We start from the raw sequence: 17743 nt of genomic DNA, 5'->3' as shown, positions 1-17743 counted from the left end.
ATAATTGAATTGTTCTCCAAATGTTAAAGTGAAGATTCCATTAAAACAAGGATTGAAACTATATTTATATTTAGCTTATTTATTAGCTGCATTCAACACAGCAATAAATCCATTAAAACAAGGATTGAAGAGAGTTTCCTATATAAATCAAAAAAATAAAATTTTGGAGGCGTTGATATTGAAAATAATTTTAAACAAACCTGGATTATACCTTTGTAAAAGAGGAGAGTGCTTTTTAATTAAAGATGAAAAAGACAATGAGATATCAGCTAAAAAAGTTGAGCAAATAATGATAACTACTCATGCTGCTCTTAGTACAGATGCAATTGAATTAGCCTTAGACAACAACATAGACATTGTTTTTTTAAGATATACAGGACAGCCATTAGGGAGGATATGGCATTCTAAACTCGGGAGTATAAGTACTATAAGAAGAAAACAGTTGTTTTTACAAGACATACCATTTGGATTAGGTCTTGTGAAAGAATGGGTTGTACAAAAAATGGACAATCAAATTCAGTTCTTAAACAAATTAGATATAAATAGAAGAGATGAGAGAAAAAATATAATCAAAGAAGCAGTAGTCAAAATAAATAATTCAAAAGAAAATGTTTTAGATATACCGTCAAATAAAACAATTGAAAATGTTAGAGGCTCTTTACAAGGATATGAAGGAAGTGCGGGGCGAAAATATTTTGAAACCTTAGGTAGACTTATTCCAGAAAAATATGCTTTTGAAGGTCGAAGTCGAAATCCTGCTATGGATGAATTTAACTGCATGTTAAATTATTCATATGGAATATTATACTCAAGTGTAGAGAAAGCATGTATAATAGCAGGGCTTGACCCTTATATAGGAATAATGCATACTGATAACTACAATAAGAAAGCACTTGTTTTTGACCTTGTAGAGATGTACAGAGGATATATGGATGAAATTGTATTTAGACTGTTTAGTACAAAAAAAGTCGAAGCAGATTTTTTTGATAGAATTGAAGAAGGATACTATTTAAACAAAGAAGGTAAAAAGCATTTAATAATGGAATACAACAAGGAGTTAGAAAAGAAATTGAATTATAAAGGCAGAAGAATAGAGTTTTCTAATATCATTCAATATGACTGTCATAATATAGCCAATAGGATTCTAAAGGAGGAGGTTCAATGTTCACTTGGGTAATTTATGATATTGTCTCAAATAAAACCCGTAATAATGTAATAAAAAAATGCAAAAATGCAGGATTATATCGTGTTCAAAAAAGTGTCTTTCTTGGTGACTTAGAAGAAAATCAATTTGATGAGATTAAGCTTGAATTTGATAATATGATAAACCAAGAAAAGGACTCGGTGTATGTATTTCCTATGAGTAAGGCCGAGTTAAACAAGGCTGGTTTAATAGGCCAAGCATTTGATAAGGAGTTGGTAACAGATGAAATCATCTCAAAGTTTTTTTAATGAAAACCAGTATTATATTACTCCGTCTGATATAATTGAATTTTTATATTGTAAAAGATTTATATATTTTATGCGATCTCTTGGAATTGATCAGCATACAGAAAAACGTTTTAAGACCACTATGGGTAAAGAAGTTCATAAAAAAAGAGGAAATGAAAATAAGCATTATTTGCGAAAAAGAATAGCTTCATGTGAAAAACTGAACGACATTAATCTTGTATCTCCAAAGTTGGGGATTAGAGGTAAGGTGGATGAAATTCACATATGTTCTGATGGATCAATGTGTCCTCTTGATTTTAAATACGCTGTTTACAATGAAAGGTTATATAAAACGTATAAAAGTCAAATTATTATGTATTCACTAATGATTGAAGAGGTTTATAAAAAAGAAGTGAAAGTGGGGTACATAGTCTACTGTCGAGAAGGTAATAAATTAGTAGAAGTTGAAGTGGATAAAAGTGAAAAGGAAAAAGTTTTCTCTTATATAGATGAATATAAAAAGGTTCTAAATGGCTTTTTTCCAGCGTCAACAAAGGAAAAAAGCAAGTGTCTTGATTGTTGCTATCGAAATATTTGTATAAAATAATTTGATTTCGATAAAAAACTGCAGATTGAAGTGAATAAATAGCAATGGCTTTTCAATCCTCTTCATCTCTTATAAATAATAGACCTTCGTTATTGTCATTATCATTATAATTTTCATCAAGTAATATTAAAAAAAGTTTATCTCTTTCTCCTTCTACTTCTTGTTCGATTCTATACCATTCGTTTTCTACTGTTCGTAACAATAGTTCTCCATCCTTGTAATCACCTTTGTTAAATATTCTTCTATTACACACAAAACTAAATCCACGAAATTCCTCTTGGATTCTTAAGGACCACTTTTCATTAGGATGATTTCTCCATAATCCATAAATTTTATCATCAGATATTTGAGTGTTTCTCTCAAATGATATGTTATCGGTTATGAAATAAATACCAGAAATCACAATTATCAATATTAGCAATTTTATAACTAGGGAAGAAAATGATTTATTATCCATAAACTGAGCCTCCTATGCAAGTTTAAGTTTAGTTTGCTTACATTATATCACATATAAAATATTAAAGTTAATTGTATGTAGCAAAATATTTTTATATAAATTATTCAAGCCTGAACCAAATTGTGCTATAATAATGTAAATGTAATAACTTTATAAAAGTTGTTTATCAATGTCACATAGAATATTTCTTTTAGTTTCAAAGTCTTATTCTTGTCTTATTATTTCTGGAGGTGTTAAGTTTGCCGTCTACAGTTGATGGAATTGGGAGTAAATATTGTGGGAAGAAGAACGAACATACATATCAAGGAACCTGTGAATTTTGTGGTGCACATACTCATATAAGTTCTTATGATACAACTAAGTTTTTTGTATTTTTATATGTTCCAATTTTTCCTTTAGGTGAAAAGAGAGTGTTGAGTGAATGTGGAAGTTGCGGAAAGCACAAAGTTCTTAAACTCTCAGAGTGGGAGCGTATGAAAAAGGAATCAGCTGAAGAATTATACGACTCGTGGTTTAGAAATTTAGGTGATACTGAAAAGTTAAAAGAACTTTTAGAATTAATGGTTTATTCTGGTGATATAGAGTTGTTAAATTCTTTAGATAGGGATATTCGTAATAATTGTATAAATAATCCGGAGGTGATGAATCTTTTAGGAGAAACTCATTTTTCCTTTAATCAGCTAGATGAAGCAGAAAGTGCTTTTGAAGCATCTCTTTCATTAAAAGAAGATGTGGAAGTTAGTGAAAAATTAGCTGAAGTGTTAGCAAGAAATCGCAAGCCTGACAAAGCTAGGTACTTACTTTCACATATTTTTGATAATAGAGAAGAAGATAAATTATATTATGTTTTTTTGCTGATTGAGTCATATCAATTTATTGGAGAGCATAATAATGCACTTGAAGTAATAGAAAAACTAGAAAAAGCCTTTCCAGAGATGGAAGATGATAAAGCATTAATAAAATACAAGAAAAACTCTATGCACTATTCTAGTAGCGATAAAAGCATTACAGGAAAATTAATTTCTGAAAATTTAGATAAAAAGGACAATAAAAATCTTTCATTTATACTCCCTAAAGTTATGCTTCCTTTGTTAGTTGCAGCTTTGATATTAATTTATTCAGGAATTTCATTTTTAATTGGAATGTCGAGAAGTGTGCATGTGGTAAATGGATTGGATGTTTCCTACAGCATTGAGATAGATGGAGAAGAAATAGAATTGCCGGCTATGGATACAAAAAAAATTAATGTGTCAGAGGGAACTACAAAAGTAAATATTTTAGACTCTGATATAGGAGAGGGAGAATTTGAACTTGACATTAATACTCCATTTTGGCATAGACCTTTTAAAAGGCGATTATATATTTTAAATCCTGATAAAGTAGCTGTGCTTTTATGGGAAGAAACAGAGTATTCAGTGAATGATCCAGGAGATATTTTTCATGATATGCCATATAAATATTATACGGGAGAATATTTTTATGAAATGGAAACAGTAGATTTTTTATTTAAAGAGTTTCCTGAAACCACTACTATTAGATCTAGAAAAGAGAAAAGAACTCGTTTAGAACATGTGAAAGACAGTTATTCTATAATGGATTATATGAATATTTTCCAGGAGCTTGATTATGAAAATATTCTTTCTCACATAGGATCAAAACTTTTGTATAATCCTGATGATGAAAGAAGCCTTCAATTGCTTACATATTATTTCGATAAATATAGTTGTATTGAATTTTTTGAAGATAGATTAGATGTAAGGCCAATATTAGTAAATTTACATATTACTTATCAAGATTATATGGAAATGCATGAGCCTACACATGATTTAAAAAGTCAATATACTGATTACCTAGAGAATGAAAAAGATAATAAAGATTTATATTTTCTTTTAAGCAGGGTTGAAGATGATTTTGAAAAAAGAGAACATCTACTAAAACAATCTATTGAAGGTAGCAGTCCATCTGCCTTTGGTTATTATGGATTGGCTCTTAGAAATCAAGCTATGGGGAATTTTGAAGAAGCTTATGAGTACATAAAAAAAGCTTTAAGTCTTAGGGCAAATCAAGAAGAATTTATTTATCTTATGGAAAATTCAATGCTTTCACTAAGTATGTATGATGATCTATTGCAAAGAAAAAGAATGTTTCAACAAAGAGAACCTTACAACAGTGAGTTGGTATTTGAAGAAGTAATTTTATGTATGTCCAAAGGGGACGTTGGAGGTGCAAGAGATGCTGTAAGCAGATACTTAAGCAGAATTTCTAAATTTGGAATTCATGCAATTCAAACCCAGGAAGAATACTTGCATGGAGTAATTGCTTATTGTTCTGGTGATGTGGAATATTATGTCAATTCTATTGAAGTATTGAAAGCAGATGATCCAATATTGGCATATGAAAGTGCATTTATCAGAGGTGATTACGATGAAGCAGCAGATATTGCATTAAATAATTGGCTGGGGAGTTACTATCTACTTTTGCTTTATTTGTCTGAAGATAATCCAGAAGTAGCGTCTGAGTACCTTAATTTAGCTATAGAAGCATACCAAGATGAGGGGACAATTGGCAAAAATGTGGCAGATTATCTATCGGGAACAAAAGATTGGAGCGTGGAAGATGCAAAGTCATTAGTGGTGAATCCTAGTCATAAATTGCTTGTCTTATTGGCATTGGGCAAAATGGAACCAGATTATAAGGGGGAATTATTTGAGTTTGCTAAAAAGTTTAACTATGATAGAGATTTTCCATATCATTTTATAGAAGACTTAATTAAAGTGGAATTATCTTAAAAAAAAAGTTATAATAAAAAAAGCGATAAAAAATTTATAAATATTTATCGCAAAATGTCTTTTAACTTAAATACTTAAAAAAATAGGAGGTTGAAAATGAAAACATGTCCAAAATGCAACAGTTTAAATGAGGAGTATGAAAAGGTTTGTACCAGCTGTAATCAGCCTTTGGATTCAGAAGGTGGAGGAGATTCTGGGTATATTGATGAAAATAGTAATCGCACTGAGGTCTCACCAAATCAAGCTAAAACAAATGGAATGGCAATAGCATCTATGGTGCTTGGTATTGTTGGAATACCTCTATTTTGTTGTAGCGGAATTGGGATAGTTCCTGCAGCTTTGGCAGTTATACTTGGCTTTATATCACTAAATAGCATTAAAAAAAGTGGTGGCATAGAGAAAGGAAAGGGTATGGCGATTGCAGGAATAATAATGGGTTTCATAGGTGTGGGTTTGGCTATAATAGTTATTATAGGCTTGGTCTTTTTTGATAATGAAGAGTTTTATAGAGAATTCATGCGTGAAATGGAAAATTTAGAAAATATGGACTACTAATTATATGTATAAACTAAAGTGGTCGAAGATTGAGCATTTTGTTTTGCATGGAATGCTTTTAATGCTTTGCCTTACACCTTTGGTACTTTCTTTTTTTCTTGTAACTGATGGACATTGGACGGCAATTTCTTTCGGTAAACATACTTTAGATTTGAGTTTACCCTGTTCATTTAAAAAACTGACAGGTTATAATTGTCCTTCCTGTGGAATGACAAGATGCTTTGTATATATGAGCAGGCTCAAATTTAATTTAGCTTGGGACATTACTAAGGCAGGCGTATTGCTGTATATTTTTTGCATGGTTCAAATACCATACAGGTTGTTGCTGTTAATTAGAGGACGCAACAAAAGTTATAAGTGGATTAAAAGGTTTATGGCAGTGTTCTTAATTTTAATTGGAATTGTAGTTATGTTTGAATTTATTTTTCAGTTCTTTTAATAAAAAAGGGGTCAGGTTTGAATAAGTAAATTATTCAAGCCTGACCCCTTTTTTGTTTGCTGCTAAAATATATACATTAGCTATCAACAGTAAAACCATGGAGACAATAAGAGTTGTAATAATCAGAGGATATTCTCCAGAGAAGCCTTCTAGAGAAGTATGTCTTATTAAAATACCGATGTAGGCCCAAATAATAACAAGGCCATAGGCAAAATCCTGATATCTGAGCATTGTTAATCCTGATATTAAGAATGCCACTATTAAAATCAAAACAGTCCATATCCAATTGCTGGTTGCATCCCATCCTAAACTTACAAGGAATACAATTATATTTGCAATTGTAGCGATTGTAATCCATCCAAAATAAATACTAAATGGAAGCTTTACATAAAAATTTTCTTTAAAAGCAAGTTTTGATTTTTTTAAATAATTATTTATAATAACAAGGCAAATCAAAATAACGGCAATTAGTATTAAAGAAAGACCAATAGATTGATAATGCCATGCAAAAACCCAAGCAGTATTTGCAATAGAAGTTATTGTAAAGTATACTCCTATTTTTTCAATTAAATTTTTATTAAAACTGTCTTTCTTTTTAATGAAATCATATTGATATATTGTATATACGGCAAGACCAAGATAAATAACACCCCAAATAGAGAAGGTAATTCCTGCAGGTGCAAAAAGATTTTCATATGAATCAGAAACTTCACCTGAAGTTACTCCATTAAATGGAATGGTATTTGCCAAGAAATTTACTACAACCATTACTAAAAAAGAAACAGTTGTATGAACCTTTGTGAAAAGACTTACAGAGTTATCATTCATCTTTTTTCACTCCCTCTTTTTAGAACAAGCCTACTGAAAATAGACTGTTTGGCTACTTCTGAATATTTACTTATCATTTTAATACAATATTAGACAAAATATTATAACAACTATAGTTATGTTAGCATATTTTATGTTATAATTCAATAATATTATTTATACCCAAAAATTTTTTATATAAACCTAAACTATCTAGGGTGCATTTTACCTAACATTGACTTTATAAAAAGACTGTTCTAAACTAAATTTATGTTGTGTACTTTAAAAAAGAATCCGATATTAATATTAGATAAAAAAATAGAGTTAAAAGTAATTGCCAAAATGATTCTGATTTTAGATATATATAAATAGAAGGAGTAGGAATGAAGAGAATAATAAAAAATGTATTTTGTAAAGATGAGGAGTTTTATAGTAGATTTTTCACAATAGCTATACCTGTTGCTATTCAAAGTTTTTTTGGTGCGGCTGTGAATTTGATTGACAATTTTATGGTGGGACAGTTGGGGGATGCAAGTGTTGCTTCTGTTGGACTTTCAAATCAATTTTATTTTATTTTGCATCTTATTATGTTTGCATTAAGCAGTGGAGGAGCAGTATTTTTAGCTCAATACTGGGGAAATCGGGACATAAAAAACATGAAAAAAATAATGGGGATAAGCTTAATTTTAACATTTTCAGTGGCTTTTTTATTTTTTCTCGCTGCTTTTATAAGACCGGATATTGTGTTATCTATTTTTTCTGAAGATTTTGAAGTTATAGAACTTGGAAGTAGCTACATTACTATTGTAAGTTTTAGCTACATTATAATACCATTTTCTTTGTGTTACGGCACTGCATCGAGAAATACCGGTAATATTAAATTGCCATTGATTGCCAATGCGATAGGCATTGCTTTAAATGCCGTATTGAACTACATATTAATATTTGGTAAGCTGGGATTTCCACAATTAGGAGTGGTAGGTGCAGGTTTGGGTACTACAATTGCAAGACTTATAGAGGTTGTTATTTTACTTTCGGTTATATACTTTAAAAAGCACATAATCGCAGCAAAGCCAAAAGAGTTATTTAATATATCATTAAGTCTTTTAAAACGTTTTATACTGACTTCTGGAGGATTAGTTATAAAGGATACTGTTTGGGTTTTAGGTGTTAGTACGTATATGGCTATTTATGCAAGAATGGCAACAGAAGCAGCAACAGCAATAAATATTGTTGACACCATAAGACGGCTTTTAACTGTGTTTTTTCACGGAGTTTCTAGTGCATGTCTCATTATGGTTGGAAATCAGATTGGAGCAAGGCTTTATGATAAAGCATATTTATATGCAAAAAGGTTTCTTAGCATTACCTTTTTAGGCAGTTTGGTTATATCTGCCGTAACTATATCGTCAAGATACTTGTTTCTTTTGCCTTATGATATTTCAGAACAGGCACATACATGGGCAGGAAATGTTCTTTTTATACTTGGGTTTGTACTTATTTTAGACTTGTTCAATATGGTTTGCATAATTGGAGTGCTAAGAAGTGGAGGAGATGTAAATTTTTGCTTAATTCTTGATGTTGTTTGTGTTTGGGTTATTGGCTTCCCAATGGCAATATTAGGGGCATATGTATTGAAGCTACCTTTAGAAGCGGTGTATGCTATGGTTATGTCTCAGGAGATATTTAAGTTTATAATGTGCTACAGGCGATTTAAATCAAAAAAATGGATTAATGATTTGGTTAATTAACCAGAAAGAGGGATGGTTTTTAAACTTAATAACACATATTAACAGGATTTACATTATACTTGTGTAGACATAAAATTGATTAGATGATAAAATATTAATATAAGCATGTTAATGAGTGAACAAGAATTTTCTTGGTGTAAAGTCTTTAAATATTAGCATGTTGGTTTTCTAATTAGTGTTTAAAATCTAAATCAATACCATTACAGGTTATCTAGTTGAGCACTTCATTTTGAGTTTTTTGTTTTGTAAAATTTAGTATCAACACATTTTTCACGTATGTATTAGTGGTTATTCGTGTACTATTATTTATATATTAGTTTGTTTTGAAGTAAAACTTGAAGTTAACGTACTTAAATAGTAAAATTAAAAATATATATTTAAAGAGATATTTGTAATTTAAGGGGAGAATGCGAATGAACCATAAAAGAAAGGTGTTAGTTATATTTGGTGGCAAGTCGGCAGAACATGAAATTTCAAGAATATCGGCAACTTCAATATTAAACAATATAGATGCTGATAAATTTGATATTTTTATGTTGGGAATAACAAAAGAAGGAGAATGGATTCCGTATAGTGGGCCGATTGAAAAAATTCCTTCTGGTGAATGGGAAGATTTAGCACGTAGAGAAAAAAGAGATTGTTTAGCTAAAGGGAATGTTTTACTTAATTCTATAATGGGTAATAGTATGGTAGAAGGTGACAGGACTATTGCAGATGATGAAAAGAATGGAATAGATGTTGTTTTTCCTGTTCTTCATGGCTACAATGGTGAAGATGGCACTATTCAGGGATTTCTTGAATTGGCAGGAATACCTTATGTAGGTTGTGGAGTTTTAAGCTCGGCACTTGGAATGGATAAGGTTTTTGCAAAAGTCATGTTTGAAAAGGTAAAAATACCACAAGCGGACTTTCTTTATTTTACAAGAAAAGAGATAAGCAAAGATATTTTGGATGTAGCACAAAAAACAGAGGACAAATTTGAGTATCCTGTTTTTGTAAAACCCTCTAATGCAGGGTCATCAGTAGGAGTTTCAAAAGCAGCTAATAGAGATGAATTGGTTAAAGCATTGAATTATGCTGCAAATTATGATAAAAAGGTAATGATTGAAGAGTTTATAAATGGAAGAGAAGTTGAATGTGCTGTGTTAGGAAATGACAATCCAATGGTGTCAACTGTTGGAGAAATAGTTCCAAGCAGTGAGTTTTATGATTACAGGGCAAAATATATTGACAATAAGTCTAAAATATTAATACCTGCTGATCTTCCAAAAGATACTAGGGAAGAAATAAGAAAATATGCAATTAAAGCATTTAAAGCATTAGACTGTAGTGGTCTTTCAAGAGTTGATTTTTTTGTTCACAAAGAAACTATGAAGGTGTTTATAAATGAAATAAACACAATGCCAGGCTTTACCGATATAAGTATGTACCCTGTTCTCTGGAAAGAGGCAGGTGTATCATATGGAGAACTTATTGAAAGGCTTATTGATTTAGCTTTAGAAAGATTTGAAGATAATATAAAAAAAGTTGATGCATAATTTCGTTTGTTTTAATTAGAAGTCTTGGAACGAAGTGAAAGACTTAATATTGAAGGGGCTCGATGCCCCGAGATTTTATTTAGAAGTCTTGGAACGAAGTGAAAGACTTAATATTGAAGGGGCTCGATGCCCCGAGATTTTATTTGGGGGAATTTACATGGATAATAGACCGATAGGTGTTTTTGACTCAGGATTGGGTGGATTAACTGTTTTAAATGAAATAAATAATTTGCTGTCTTTAGAGAGCATTGTTTATTTTGGAGATAGTGGAAGAGCACCATATGGGACTAAATCAGAAGAAACTGTTATAAAGTACACTTTTCAGGACATACGATTTCTTTTAAACCAAGACATAAAGATGATTGTAGTTGCCTGCAATACTGCCAGTGCATGCAGTCTTAAGTTGGTACGAAACAATTTTGATATACCAGTTGTTGAAGTTGTTCAACCAGGAGCTGTGGCTGCTGTAAATGCGACAAAAAATAAAAAAGTTGGAGTGATAGGTACAGTTGCCACAATTGGCAGTGGGGTATATGAAAAAGCAATAAAAAGCTTAGATCCAACTATTGAGGTTTACTCAAAGGCCTGTCCAATGTTTGTGCCGTTGGTGGAAGAAGGCTGGTGGAATAATGATATTGCGTACAAAATTGCACAGGAGTACATGAAGACATTAAAAGAACAGGATATAGACACACTGGTTTTAGGATGCACCCACTATCCTCTTTTGAAAAATACCATTTCAAAAGTTATGGGGGATGGTGTTAAGCTTATCAATTCAGCCCTAGAAGTTGCCAGGGTAGTAAAGGAGGTCATTGATGCAAAGAAAATTGAAAGAGACAATATGATTGCACCAGTGTATAGGTATTATACCAGTGACAGTATAAAAAAGTTTGAATCTCTTGGTAATTCCATTTTGAATGGGAAAATACATTCTGCTGAAAAAGTTGATATTGAGAGATATTAGAAGCATTACTTTGCAGCAAACAATGGGTGATAATAGTGAACATGCAAGCAGGAAAGTATTAAACTAAGAGGGTATGCACCCTTATCAAATGGAGGAGATACAATATGAATAAAAATGTTATTATTTCTGTAAAAGGGATTCAAACTTCAGGGAGCAAAAGCAAAAATACACTTGAATTAGTTACTGAAGGTAAATACTATAAAAAAGGTGAGAATTATTTTGTAACATATAAGGAAAGTAAGGTTACAGGCATGGAAGGAACCACGACAACTTTGAAAATCGCAGAAAATGGTATAGTAACCCTTATGAGATTTGGGTCAGTCAACACTCAATTTATATTTGAGCAGGGAGAGAAGCATATGTCATACTATGACACCAAGTATGGTACTTTTACAATAGAAGTAACTACAAATATTGTATCCGTTGATATTGATGACAAAGGTGGAGAGGTAAGGGTTGACTATCGATTAGATATAGATGATAATAAATCTGGACAAAATGATTTTCATATGTTTATAAGAGAGGCAGGGCAGTTTGATGACAAATATAGTGGAGACTATAAAGAAACAAATTGATAACGTAGTAAGAAGTGCTGTTTCAAAGGCTGTAAAAAAGGAAGAGCTTCCAAGCTTTGAAATAGAAGAGGTAACTGTGGAAACTCCAAAGGAAAAAACACATGGAGATTTTTCTACAAATATAGCGATGCAGACAGCTAAATTTGCAAAAAAGGCTCCAAGGCAGATTGCAGAAACTGTTGTTAATAATATGGAGTTTAGCAATACTTATGTTGAAAAAGTTGAAATTGCAGGACCTGGATTTATAAATTTTTATTTAAATAATAATTGGCTGTATGATTCGCTAAAAGAGGTACAAAAAAAGAGAAAAGAATATGGCAGAATAAATATAGGGAGCGGCCGGAAGGTTATGGTTGAGTTTGTTAGTGCAAACCCTACAGGGCCGCTCCATATGGGAAATGCTCGTGGTGGGGCATTAGGAGATTGTATAGCAAGTGTCCTTGAAAAAGCAGGATATGATGTTACGAGAGAGTTTTATGTGAATGATGCAGGAAATCAAATAGGGAAGTTTGGGATATCCCTTGAAGCAAGATACCTTCAGCTTTTAAAGGGAGAAAATGCTGTTGAGTTCCCTGAGGATGGATATCATGGAGATGATATAATAGATCACATGAAAAACTATGTTAAAGAACATGGGGACAAGCTTGTTGATGTTGGCAGCAGTGAGAGACAAAAGGCTCTTGTTGATTATGCTCTTCCTAAAAACATTGAAAGAATTAAAAAGGGTCTACAGGAGTATGGAGTGAACTTTGATGTTTGGTTTTCAGAACAGTCTCTTTATGACAGCGGTGAACTAAAAGAAACTCTTGACTACTTAAAAGAAAAAGGATATACAAAAGAGGATAAAGGAGCTCTTTGGTTTAAATCCAGTCTATTTGGAGCTGAAAAGGATGAAGTTATATTAAGAAATAATGGGGTTCCTACATATTTTCTTGCGGATATTGCATATCACAGAAGCAAGTTTTTGAAGAGGAAGTTTGACTGGGTAATAAATCTTTTAGGGGCTGATCACCATGGACATGTTTCTAGGATGAAATGTGCAGTAGAAGCTCTTGGAGTTAATCCGGACAAGCTCGATGTTGTCTTGTTTCAGTTGGTACGATTGTATAGAAATGGTGAAATAGCAAGAATGTCTAAAAGGACGGGAAAGGCAATATCATTAACTGACCTTTTAGAGGAAGTGGGAAGAGATGCAGCAAGGTTTTTCTTTAATACCAAAGCTTCTGGAAACCACCTAGATTTTGATTTAGATTTGGCAGTGAAAAAGTCAAATGAAAATCCTGTTTTTTATGTTCAGTATGCTCATGCAAGGATATGTAGTATGCTTAGACTTTTAGAAAGTGAAGGAGTAAGTGTTCCAGAAATAAATTCTGTAGATGTTCACTTGCTAGATAAAGAAGAAGAAATTGAGCTTTTAAGAAAGCTTTCCCAGTATCCAGAAGAAATAAAGCTGGCTGCTCAAACACTTGAGCCAAGTAGACTTACTCGCTATGTTTTAGATGTTGCAGCAGCATTTCATAGTTTTTATAATGCTTGTAGAGTAAAGGGTGAAAGAGAAGAGTTAATGAAAGCAAGGCTTTTATTGGTAGACAGTACAAAGGTTGTTATAGCAAATGTTTTAGAATTACTTAGTATTAATGCTCCAGAAAAAATGTAGAAATAGATAAATGTAAGAGGTTAAGGTTCTTTTGTCTGCTTTGTGCAGGCAAAGGAATTATCCTGTTTTTAGATTTTTAAATTTAAGTAAAGGATATACCTGAACTTTCATTTAATGTGGGGGGACAAATTCATGAGGATTCAGCTTAAAAAAGTAAATGTTAAAAATGAAGAAATTTCGCCTAAGGTACTTACTGCTGTTTTGTTTTCGCAGGTTGAGGATTTGCCCAAAGGTCATGTTTTAAAAGAAAGATATGTATATGACTATGAATTTGAGTTGATTTTATATAGTGACGGTGCTTCTATGATAATTGATGACAAACATTATAATATTAGAGAAGGGGATATTATTTATAGAAAGCCCGGTCAATATACCCAAGGTATTATGCCATACAGTTGCTATTTAATAGCTGTTGACATACTTAATAATACATATAAAGATCCTAGCAAATACTATGTGTATAATAATCAGGAGTTTCAAAATTATTGTGTTAATCCTATACTTGATAAAATCCCACAAATTTTTCAGCCTTTAAATAAAGAAAAAAGTCGTTACTTATTTGAATCAATATTCAAAGAGTTTGTTACGCCAACAGATGTATCAGATTTAAATCTTAAAACCAATGTTTTAAATCTAATATGTTATCTTTATCAGGATTCTACAGATCCTTTCAAAAACAATACAATTCCTATGTCCCATCATTTTGAGTCTCTTAAGGATGTTATTAAATATATTGAAAATAATATAGACAGTAAATTGATGCTTAGCGATTTTTCCAAGATTGCAAATTTAAGTCCAAGTCACTTTCATAAAGTTTTTACTAAAAATATAGGAATGACTCCCCATGAATTTATATTAAAGGTTAAGTTAAATAAGGCAAAGAAGCTTTTAGCAAAAACCTGTTCTCCAGTCTCTGATATTTCGCTTCAATGTGGCTTTGACAACACACCATACTTTTGCCACGTTTTCAAAAAAAATATAAATATGACCCCTTTAGAATTTAGAAAGAAGCATAGATATATGTAATTGCAAATAGTAATAAATTATTAATAAAAGATTTGTATAAATTAGCCGATATAGAAAATGGGATTACTTTTTTCCTCCTTAAAAATCAATAAAAGAGAGGCTATATGCCCATTATCTTTTAATTAGAAAGGTAGTGTTATATTTTGTACAGGAGAAGAAATTATATAAAAATATATATTATGTTATTTATTTGCCTATTACTGTTTTCCACTGCTTTATACTCTCAAGAAGTGCCCCAAAGGGTATTTGAGGGAACTGATAACGCGTCAACAGTTTTGAATAATATTGACTTTGACGATGTTAGAAATTCTGGAACTTGGGGCACAGAGGCTATTTATGAAGTTAGTGCATTGGGAATGATAAAGGGATATGGAAACAGAATTTTTGGGCGCACAAACAATGTAACAAAAGAAGAGGCAATAGCCATAATTTACAGGGCAGTAGGAAGAGAAGAAGAGGCTCAGAGAATGGCTGAAATGCTGGATAATCAAAGAATAGAGGAAGATAGGGAGGAAAGTGCACTCAGAATGTGGTCAGACGGCTATTTGAGACTGGCGGCAGAAGATGGATTAATAGATTGGCAAGATTATGAAGATGCAATAAATTTACAAGAAGATGAAGTTTTAGAAGAGGGCTTTTTGCGTAATGGTGCTGCAACAAGGCAGGAAGTCGCACAGTGGATGGTTATGGCTCTTCAAATTGAACCTGTCTATGAGCAACAGGAAATATTTAATAGCTTTTCTGATTGGACAGTTGCTGATCCTCATAAGGTGCCTTATATAGAGGCAGCATTAGTGAATAATATTATGAGTGGAATGGGAAACGGATATTTTAGACCTCTTGGTTCAATTACAAGAGAACAGATGGCTCAGATAGTAAAGAACTCATCTTCCGTTATATATCCTGTTTTAGAATATGAAAAGAAAATAGGTACTGTAGAAAATATAAGTGATTCAAGAAATTTTACTGAAGGAGGGGATGTTGTAGAGAATATATTTAGCATAAGAAACAGCGATGGTAATCTTCATCACATAGTCAGCAAATTTTCAAATGAAAGAGGAAATATAAATGAACAGAGTGGAGTGCCTTTAGGAGGTCAGGATATTGACCTGATTGTTTACAGGGACGGAGTGATTGGAAATAGCAGTCTTCTTGTAGAGGGAGACAGGATTGAGTACATTATTTCACCAGAGGAGAGAGTAAAATTTATAAGTGTTATTTCAAATACATCAGATACAAATTATGTAGTCGGTAAGATAAATAGCGTTGATAATGGAGAAGTTAACATATCAAAAATTTTTGATTTAAATTATCCTACTGTGGATATTGAAAGTAGAAATTTTTCTTTTGATACAGACGGAAGAGATGTTGATATAACCTATGTTTTAAGTAGTAATGCAGAAGTTTTTGTTGATGGCAGAATAGGCGAAGCTGAAAATATTCAAAAAGGTGAAGATGCAATCCTTTCTGTTAGGGATAATATAGTTACAGGGATAAAAACAATAGAATTAAGATTTAGAGAGCAAGGTATTTTAAATGGAATTGTGGAAGAAAACAATCCCCATTTAGGATATATAACACTTTATAATGATTCAGATTATCACTTGGAAAAATCTCCTTTAGAGAGAATTGATTTTCTTAAAACGTACAATTATTCAAATCCAAAAGATATTCAAGTGTTGAGAAATGGAAGAGAAGCGGATATTGAAGATATACAGGCAGGGGATACGGCATATATTAAGCTTGATGATGATAATATAGAAATAATAAGTGCTGTAGATAATTACAGGGCTAAATATGGAAAAATCATATCAAAAAGATCTGATAATATAGTTGTAATGTATGATGATGGAATGCAGCAAGTATTGGAAATAGATGACCCCCTTATTGTATTAAATAAGAGAGTTACTGATTATGATACACTTAAAGAAGGGGACAGAGTAAAGCTTATCTTAAATATTACTGACAAATTTACTGATGTAAAACAAATTACAATTGATGGAACCGGGCATCATATTGCAAATATATATAAAGGAATAGTAGATGGTTTAGATTATGTTACAGGAAGGCTTATAGTAAGAAATTTAGAGGTTTTTCAAAATGGAAGATGGTTGAGAACAGAGCAAAAAGGCTTTTATTCCATGGAATTGGATGAAAACAATAACTTTATTTACAATGACAAAAACTTAAATGAGTATGATGTAGAAAAATTATTTAAGGATAGGGAAGCATATATAGCTGTCAAAGAGGATTTTGGAAGAAATGAAAAAGCTGTAGCCGTTTCCTTTAGAAATTCTAACGACAGTGAAGCAGGAATTTTTGATGATTCCATAACAAATACTACATCTGATGGGTTTATGTTAGAGAGCGAATACAGGAATGTAAAATACAATAATGGAACGATAATTATAAAAGACAATAGACTTGTTTCAGCAAATAGCATATCTGAAGAAGATATGGCATATGTAGTTGCAAACAGAAGATATGAAGATGGAGAATACTATGCAGGTGTTATTGCGATAAATGACAGGTTTGATCCAGATTTTATTGATATTTATCGTGGGAGGATAGCTGATATAGACACAAATAACAGTGTAGCTGTTGAGTCTTTTTCTAGACTGGATGGGTTGGATTGGGAATTTTTCAATACACCTAAGACATTTTTGCTTACATATGATACTAAAATTGTGGATGATGAAGGTATAATTGGACAGAGAAACTTTTTGGATTTTGGAGAGTCAAGCTTTAAAGACAGAACTGTGTATATACTTGCAGATGAAACAGATGCAGTACTTATAACCACTGCACCTTACGGAAATAAAAATATAAGAGGTGAAATTTATGATATAATGGCTGAAAATGCAGTAAATGAAGAAGGTGAAGAGTTAGAGCCACAAGACCCCCATGGTTTTATGCTGATTGATGTCAAAGAATATGATTCTTCATCCTTTATGTGGGAAGATGAGGAAAACACAACTCTTAATATTTTAGATACCAGCATTATTTTAAAGGATAACAGCATTGCACAACCTTCAGATTTAAAAAAAGGTGACAGAGTGAGGGTAATAAAAAGTGAAGGAAACGATAGTGAAGATGCATATATTATACTTGTGGAGTAATTGTCAATTTAAAAGTATAAAATCTAAA

General features: G+C 31.8%; 15 protein-coding genes. 13 read left to right on the top strand and 2 right to left on the bottom strand.

Features of this window, described 5'->3' with window-relative positions; all coding sequences use genetic code 11:
- The first annotated feature begins 178 nt into the window (after positions 1 to 178).
- From cas1 to cas4, 3 genes are read left to right on the top strand one after another with little or no spacing between them, the layout of a single operon-like run.
- Complete coding sequence (gene cas1 / locus RBH29_RS00840; protein ID WP_306694409.1) at positions 179 to 1177, top strand: CRISPR-associated endonuclease Cas1; 999 nt, start codon at positions 179 to 181, stop codon at positions 1175 to 1177.
- On the top strand, positions 1162 to 1452 hold the full coding sequence (gene cas2 / locus RBH29_RS00835) for a CRISPR-associated endonuclease Cas2 (RefSeq protein WP_306694407.1): 291 nt from the start codon (positions 1162 to 1164) through the stop codon (positions 1450 to 1452). Before cas1 ends, cas2 begins: the two co-directional genes overlap by 16 nt.
- Entirely contained in the window at positions 1427 to 2038 is a 612-nt protein-coding gene (gene cas4 / locus RBH29_RS00830) for a CRISPR-associated protein Cas4 (protein WP_306694405.1), read from the top strand. The genes cas2 and cas4 overlap by 26 nt, the downstream gene beginning before the upstream one ends.
- Before the next feature lie 52 nt (positions 2039 to 2090).
- Here cas4 and RBH29_RS00825 read toward each other — a convergent pair whose 3' ends face one another.
- Positions 2091 to 2495, bottom strand: a complete 405-nt coding sequence (locus RBH29_RS00825) for a hypothetical protein (RefSeq protein WP_306694404.1) — start codon at positions 2493 to 2495, stop codon at positions 2091 to 2093.
- Between the two features lie 239 nt (positions 2496 to 2734).
- On the opposite strand from RBH29_RS00825, the gene RBH29_RS00820 reads away from it, so the two are divergent.
- From RBH29_RS00820 to RBH29_RS00810, 3 genes are all read left to right on the top strand, one after another.
- Complete coding sequence (locus RBH29_RS00820; protein ID WP_306694402.1) at positions 2735 to 5284, top strand: tetratricopeptide repeat protein; 2550 nt, start codon at positions 2735 to 2737, stop codon at positions 5282 to 5284.
- A gap of 96 nt (positions 5285 to 5380) precedes the next feature.
- Positions 5381 to 5839 (top strand): DUF4190 domain-containing protein, encoded by a 459-nt coding sequence (locus RBH29_RS00815; protein WP_306694401.1) that lies wholly within the window; start codon positions 5381 to 5383, stop codon positions 5837 to 5839.
- A gap of 4 nt (positions 5840 to 5843) precedes the next feature.
- On the top strand, positions 5844 to 6278 hold the full coding sequence (locus tag RBH29_RS00810) for a DUF2752 domain-containing protein (RefSeq protein WP_306694400.1): 435 nt from the start codon (positions 5844 to 5846) through the stop codon (positions 6276 to 6278).
- Positions 6279 to 6308: 30 nt separating this feature from the next.
- Here the strand turns inward: RBH29_RS00810 and RBH29_RS00805 are convergent, their stop codons facing one another.
- Positions 6309 to 7106: a tryptophan-rich sensory protein gene (locus tag RBH29_RS00805; protein ID WP_306694399.1), complete on the bottom strand. Its 798-nt coding sequence runs from the start codon at positions 7104 to 7106 to the stop codon at positions 6309 to 6311.
- Positions 7107 to 7468: 362 nt separating this feature from the next.
- On the opposite strand from RBH29_RS00805, the gene RBH29_RS00800 reads away from it, so the two are divergent.
- The 7 genes from RBH29_RS00800 to RBH29_RS00770 all read left to right on the top strand — a co-directional run bounded on the left by RBH29_RS00800 (position 7469) and on the right by RBH29_RS00770 (position 17715).
- Entirely contained in the window at positions 7469 to 8836 is a 1368-nt protein-coding gene (locus RBH29_RS00800) for an MATE family efflux transporter (RefSeq protein ID WP_306694398.1), read from the top strand.
- Positions 8837 to 9249: 413 nt separating this feature from the next.
- Entirely contained in the window at positions 9250 to 10374 is a 1125-nt protein-coding gene (locus RBH29_RS00795; protein WP_306694397.1) for a D-alanine--D-alanine ligase family protein, read from the top strand.
- Positions 10375 to 10531: 157 nt separating this feature from the next.
- A complete protein-coding gene (gene murI, locus RBH29_RS00790) occupies positions 10532 to 11338 on the top strand; it encodes a glutamate racemase (protein ID WP_306694396.1) in 807 nt (268 codons plus the stop codon).
- A gap of 104 nt (positions 11339 to 11442) precedes the next feature.
- Positions 11443 to 11913 carry a YwiB family protein gene (locus tag RBH29_RS00785; protein WP_306694393.1) on the top strand — a complete coding sequence of 157 codons (471 nt, stop codon included), beginning with the start codon at positions 11443 to 11445 and terminating at the stop codon, positions 11911 to 11913.
- Entirely contained in the window at positions 11876 to 13570 is a 1695-nt protein-coding gene (gene argS, locus RBH29_RS00780; RefSeq protein ID WP_306694392.1) for an arginine--tRNA ligase, read from the top strand. The genes RBH29_RS00785 and argS overlap by 38 nt, the downstream gene beginning before the upstream one ends.
- A gap of 132 nt (positions 13571 to 13702) precedes the next feature.
- A complete protein-coding gene (locus tag RBH29_RS00775; protein ID WP_306694391.1) occupies positions 13703 to 14596 on the top strand; it encodes an AraC family transcriptional regulator in 894 nt (297 codons plus the stop codon).
- Positions 14597 to 14775: 179 nt separating this feature from the next.
- The gene (locus RBH29_RS00770; protein ID WP_306694389.1) at positions 14776 to 17715 is read left to right on the top strand and encodes an S-layer homology domain-containing protein; all 2940 of its coding nucleotides are present in this window, start codon (positions 14776 to 14778) and stop codon (positions 17713 to 17715) included.
- Positions 17716 to 17743: the final 28 nt, after the last annotated feature.

It is taken from the genome of Herbivorax alkaliphila, assembly GCF_030848475.1.
Classification (GTDB): domain Bacteria; phylum Bacillota; class Clostridia; order Acetivibrionales; family Acetivibrionaceae; genus Herbivorax.
This window is presented reverse-complemented; position numbering and strand designations above follow the sequence as displayed.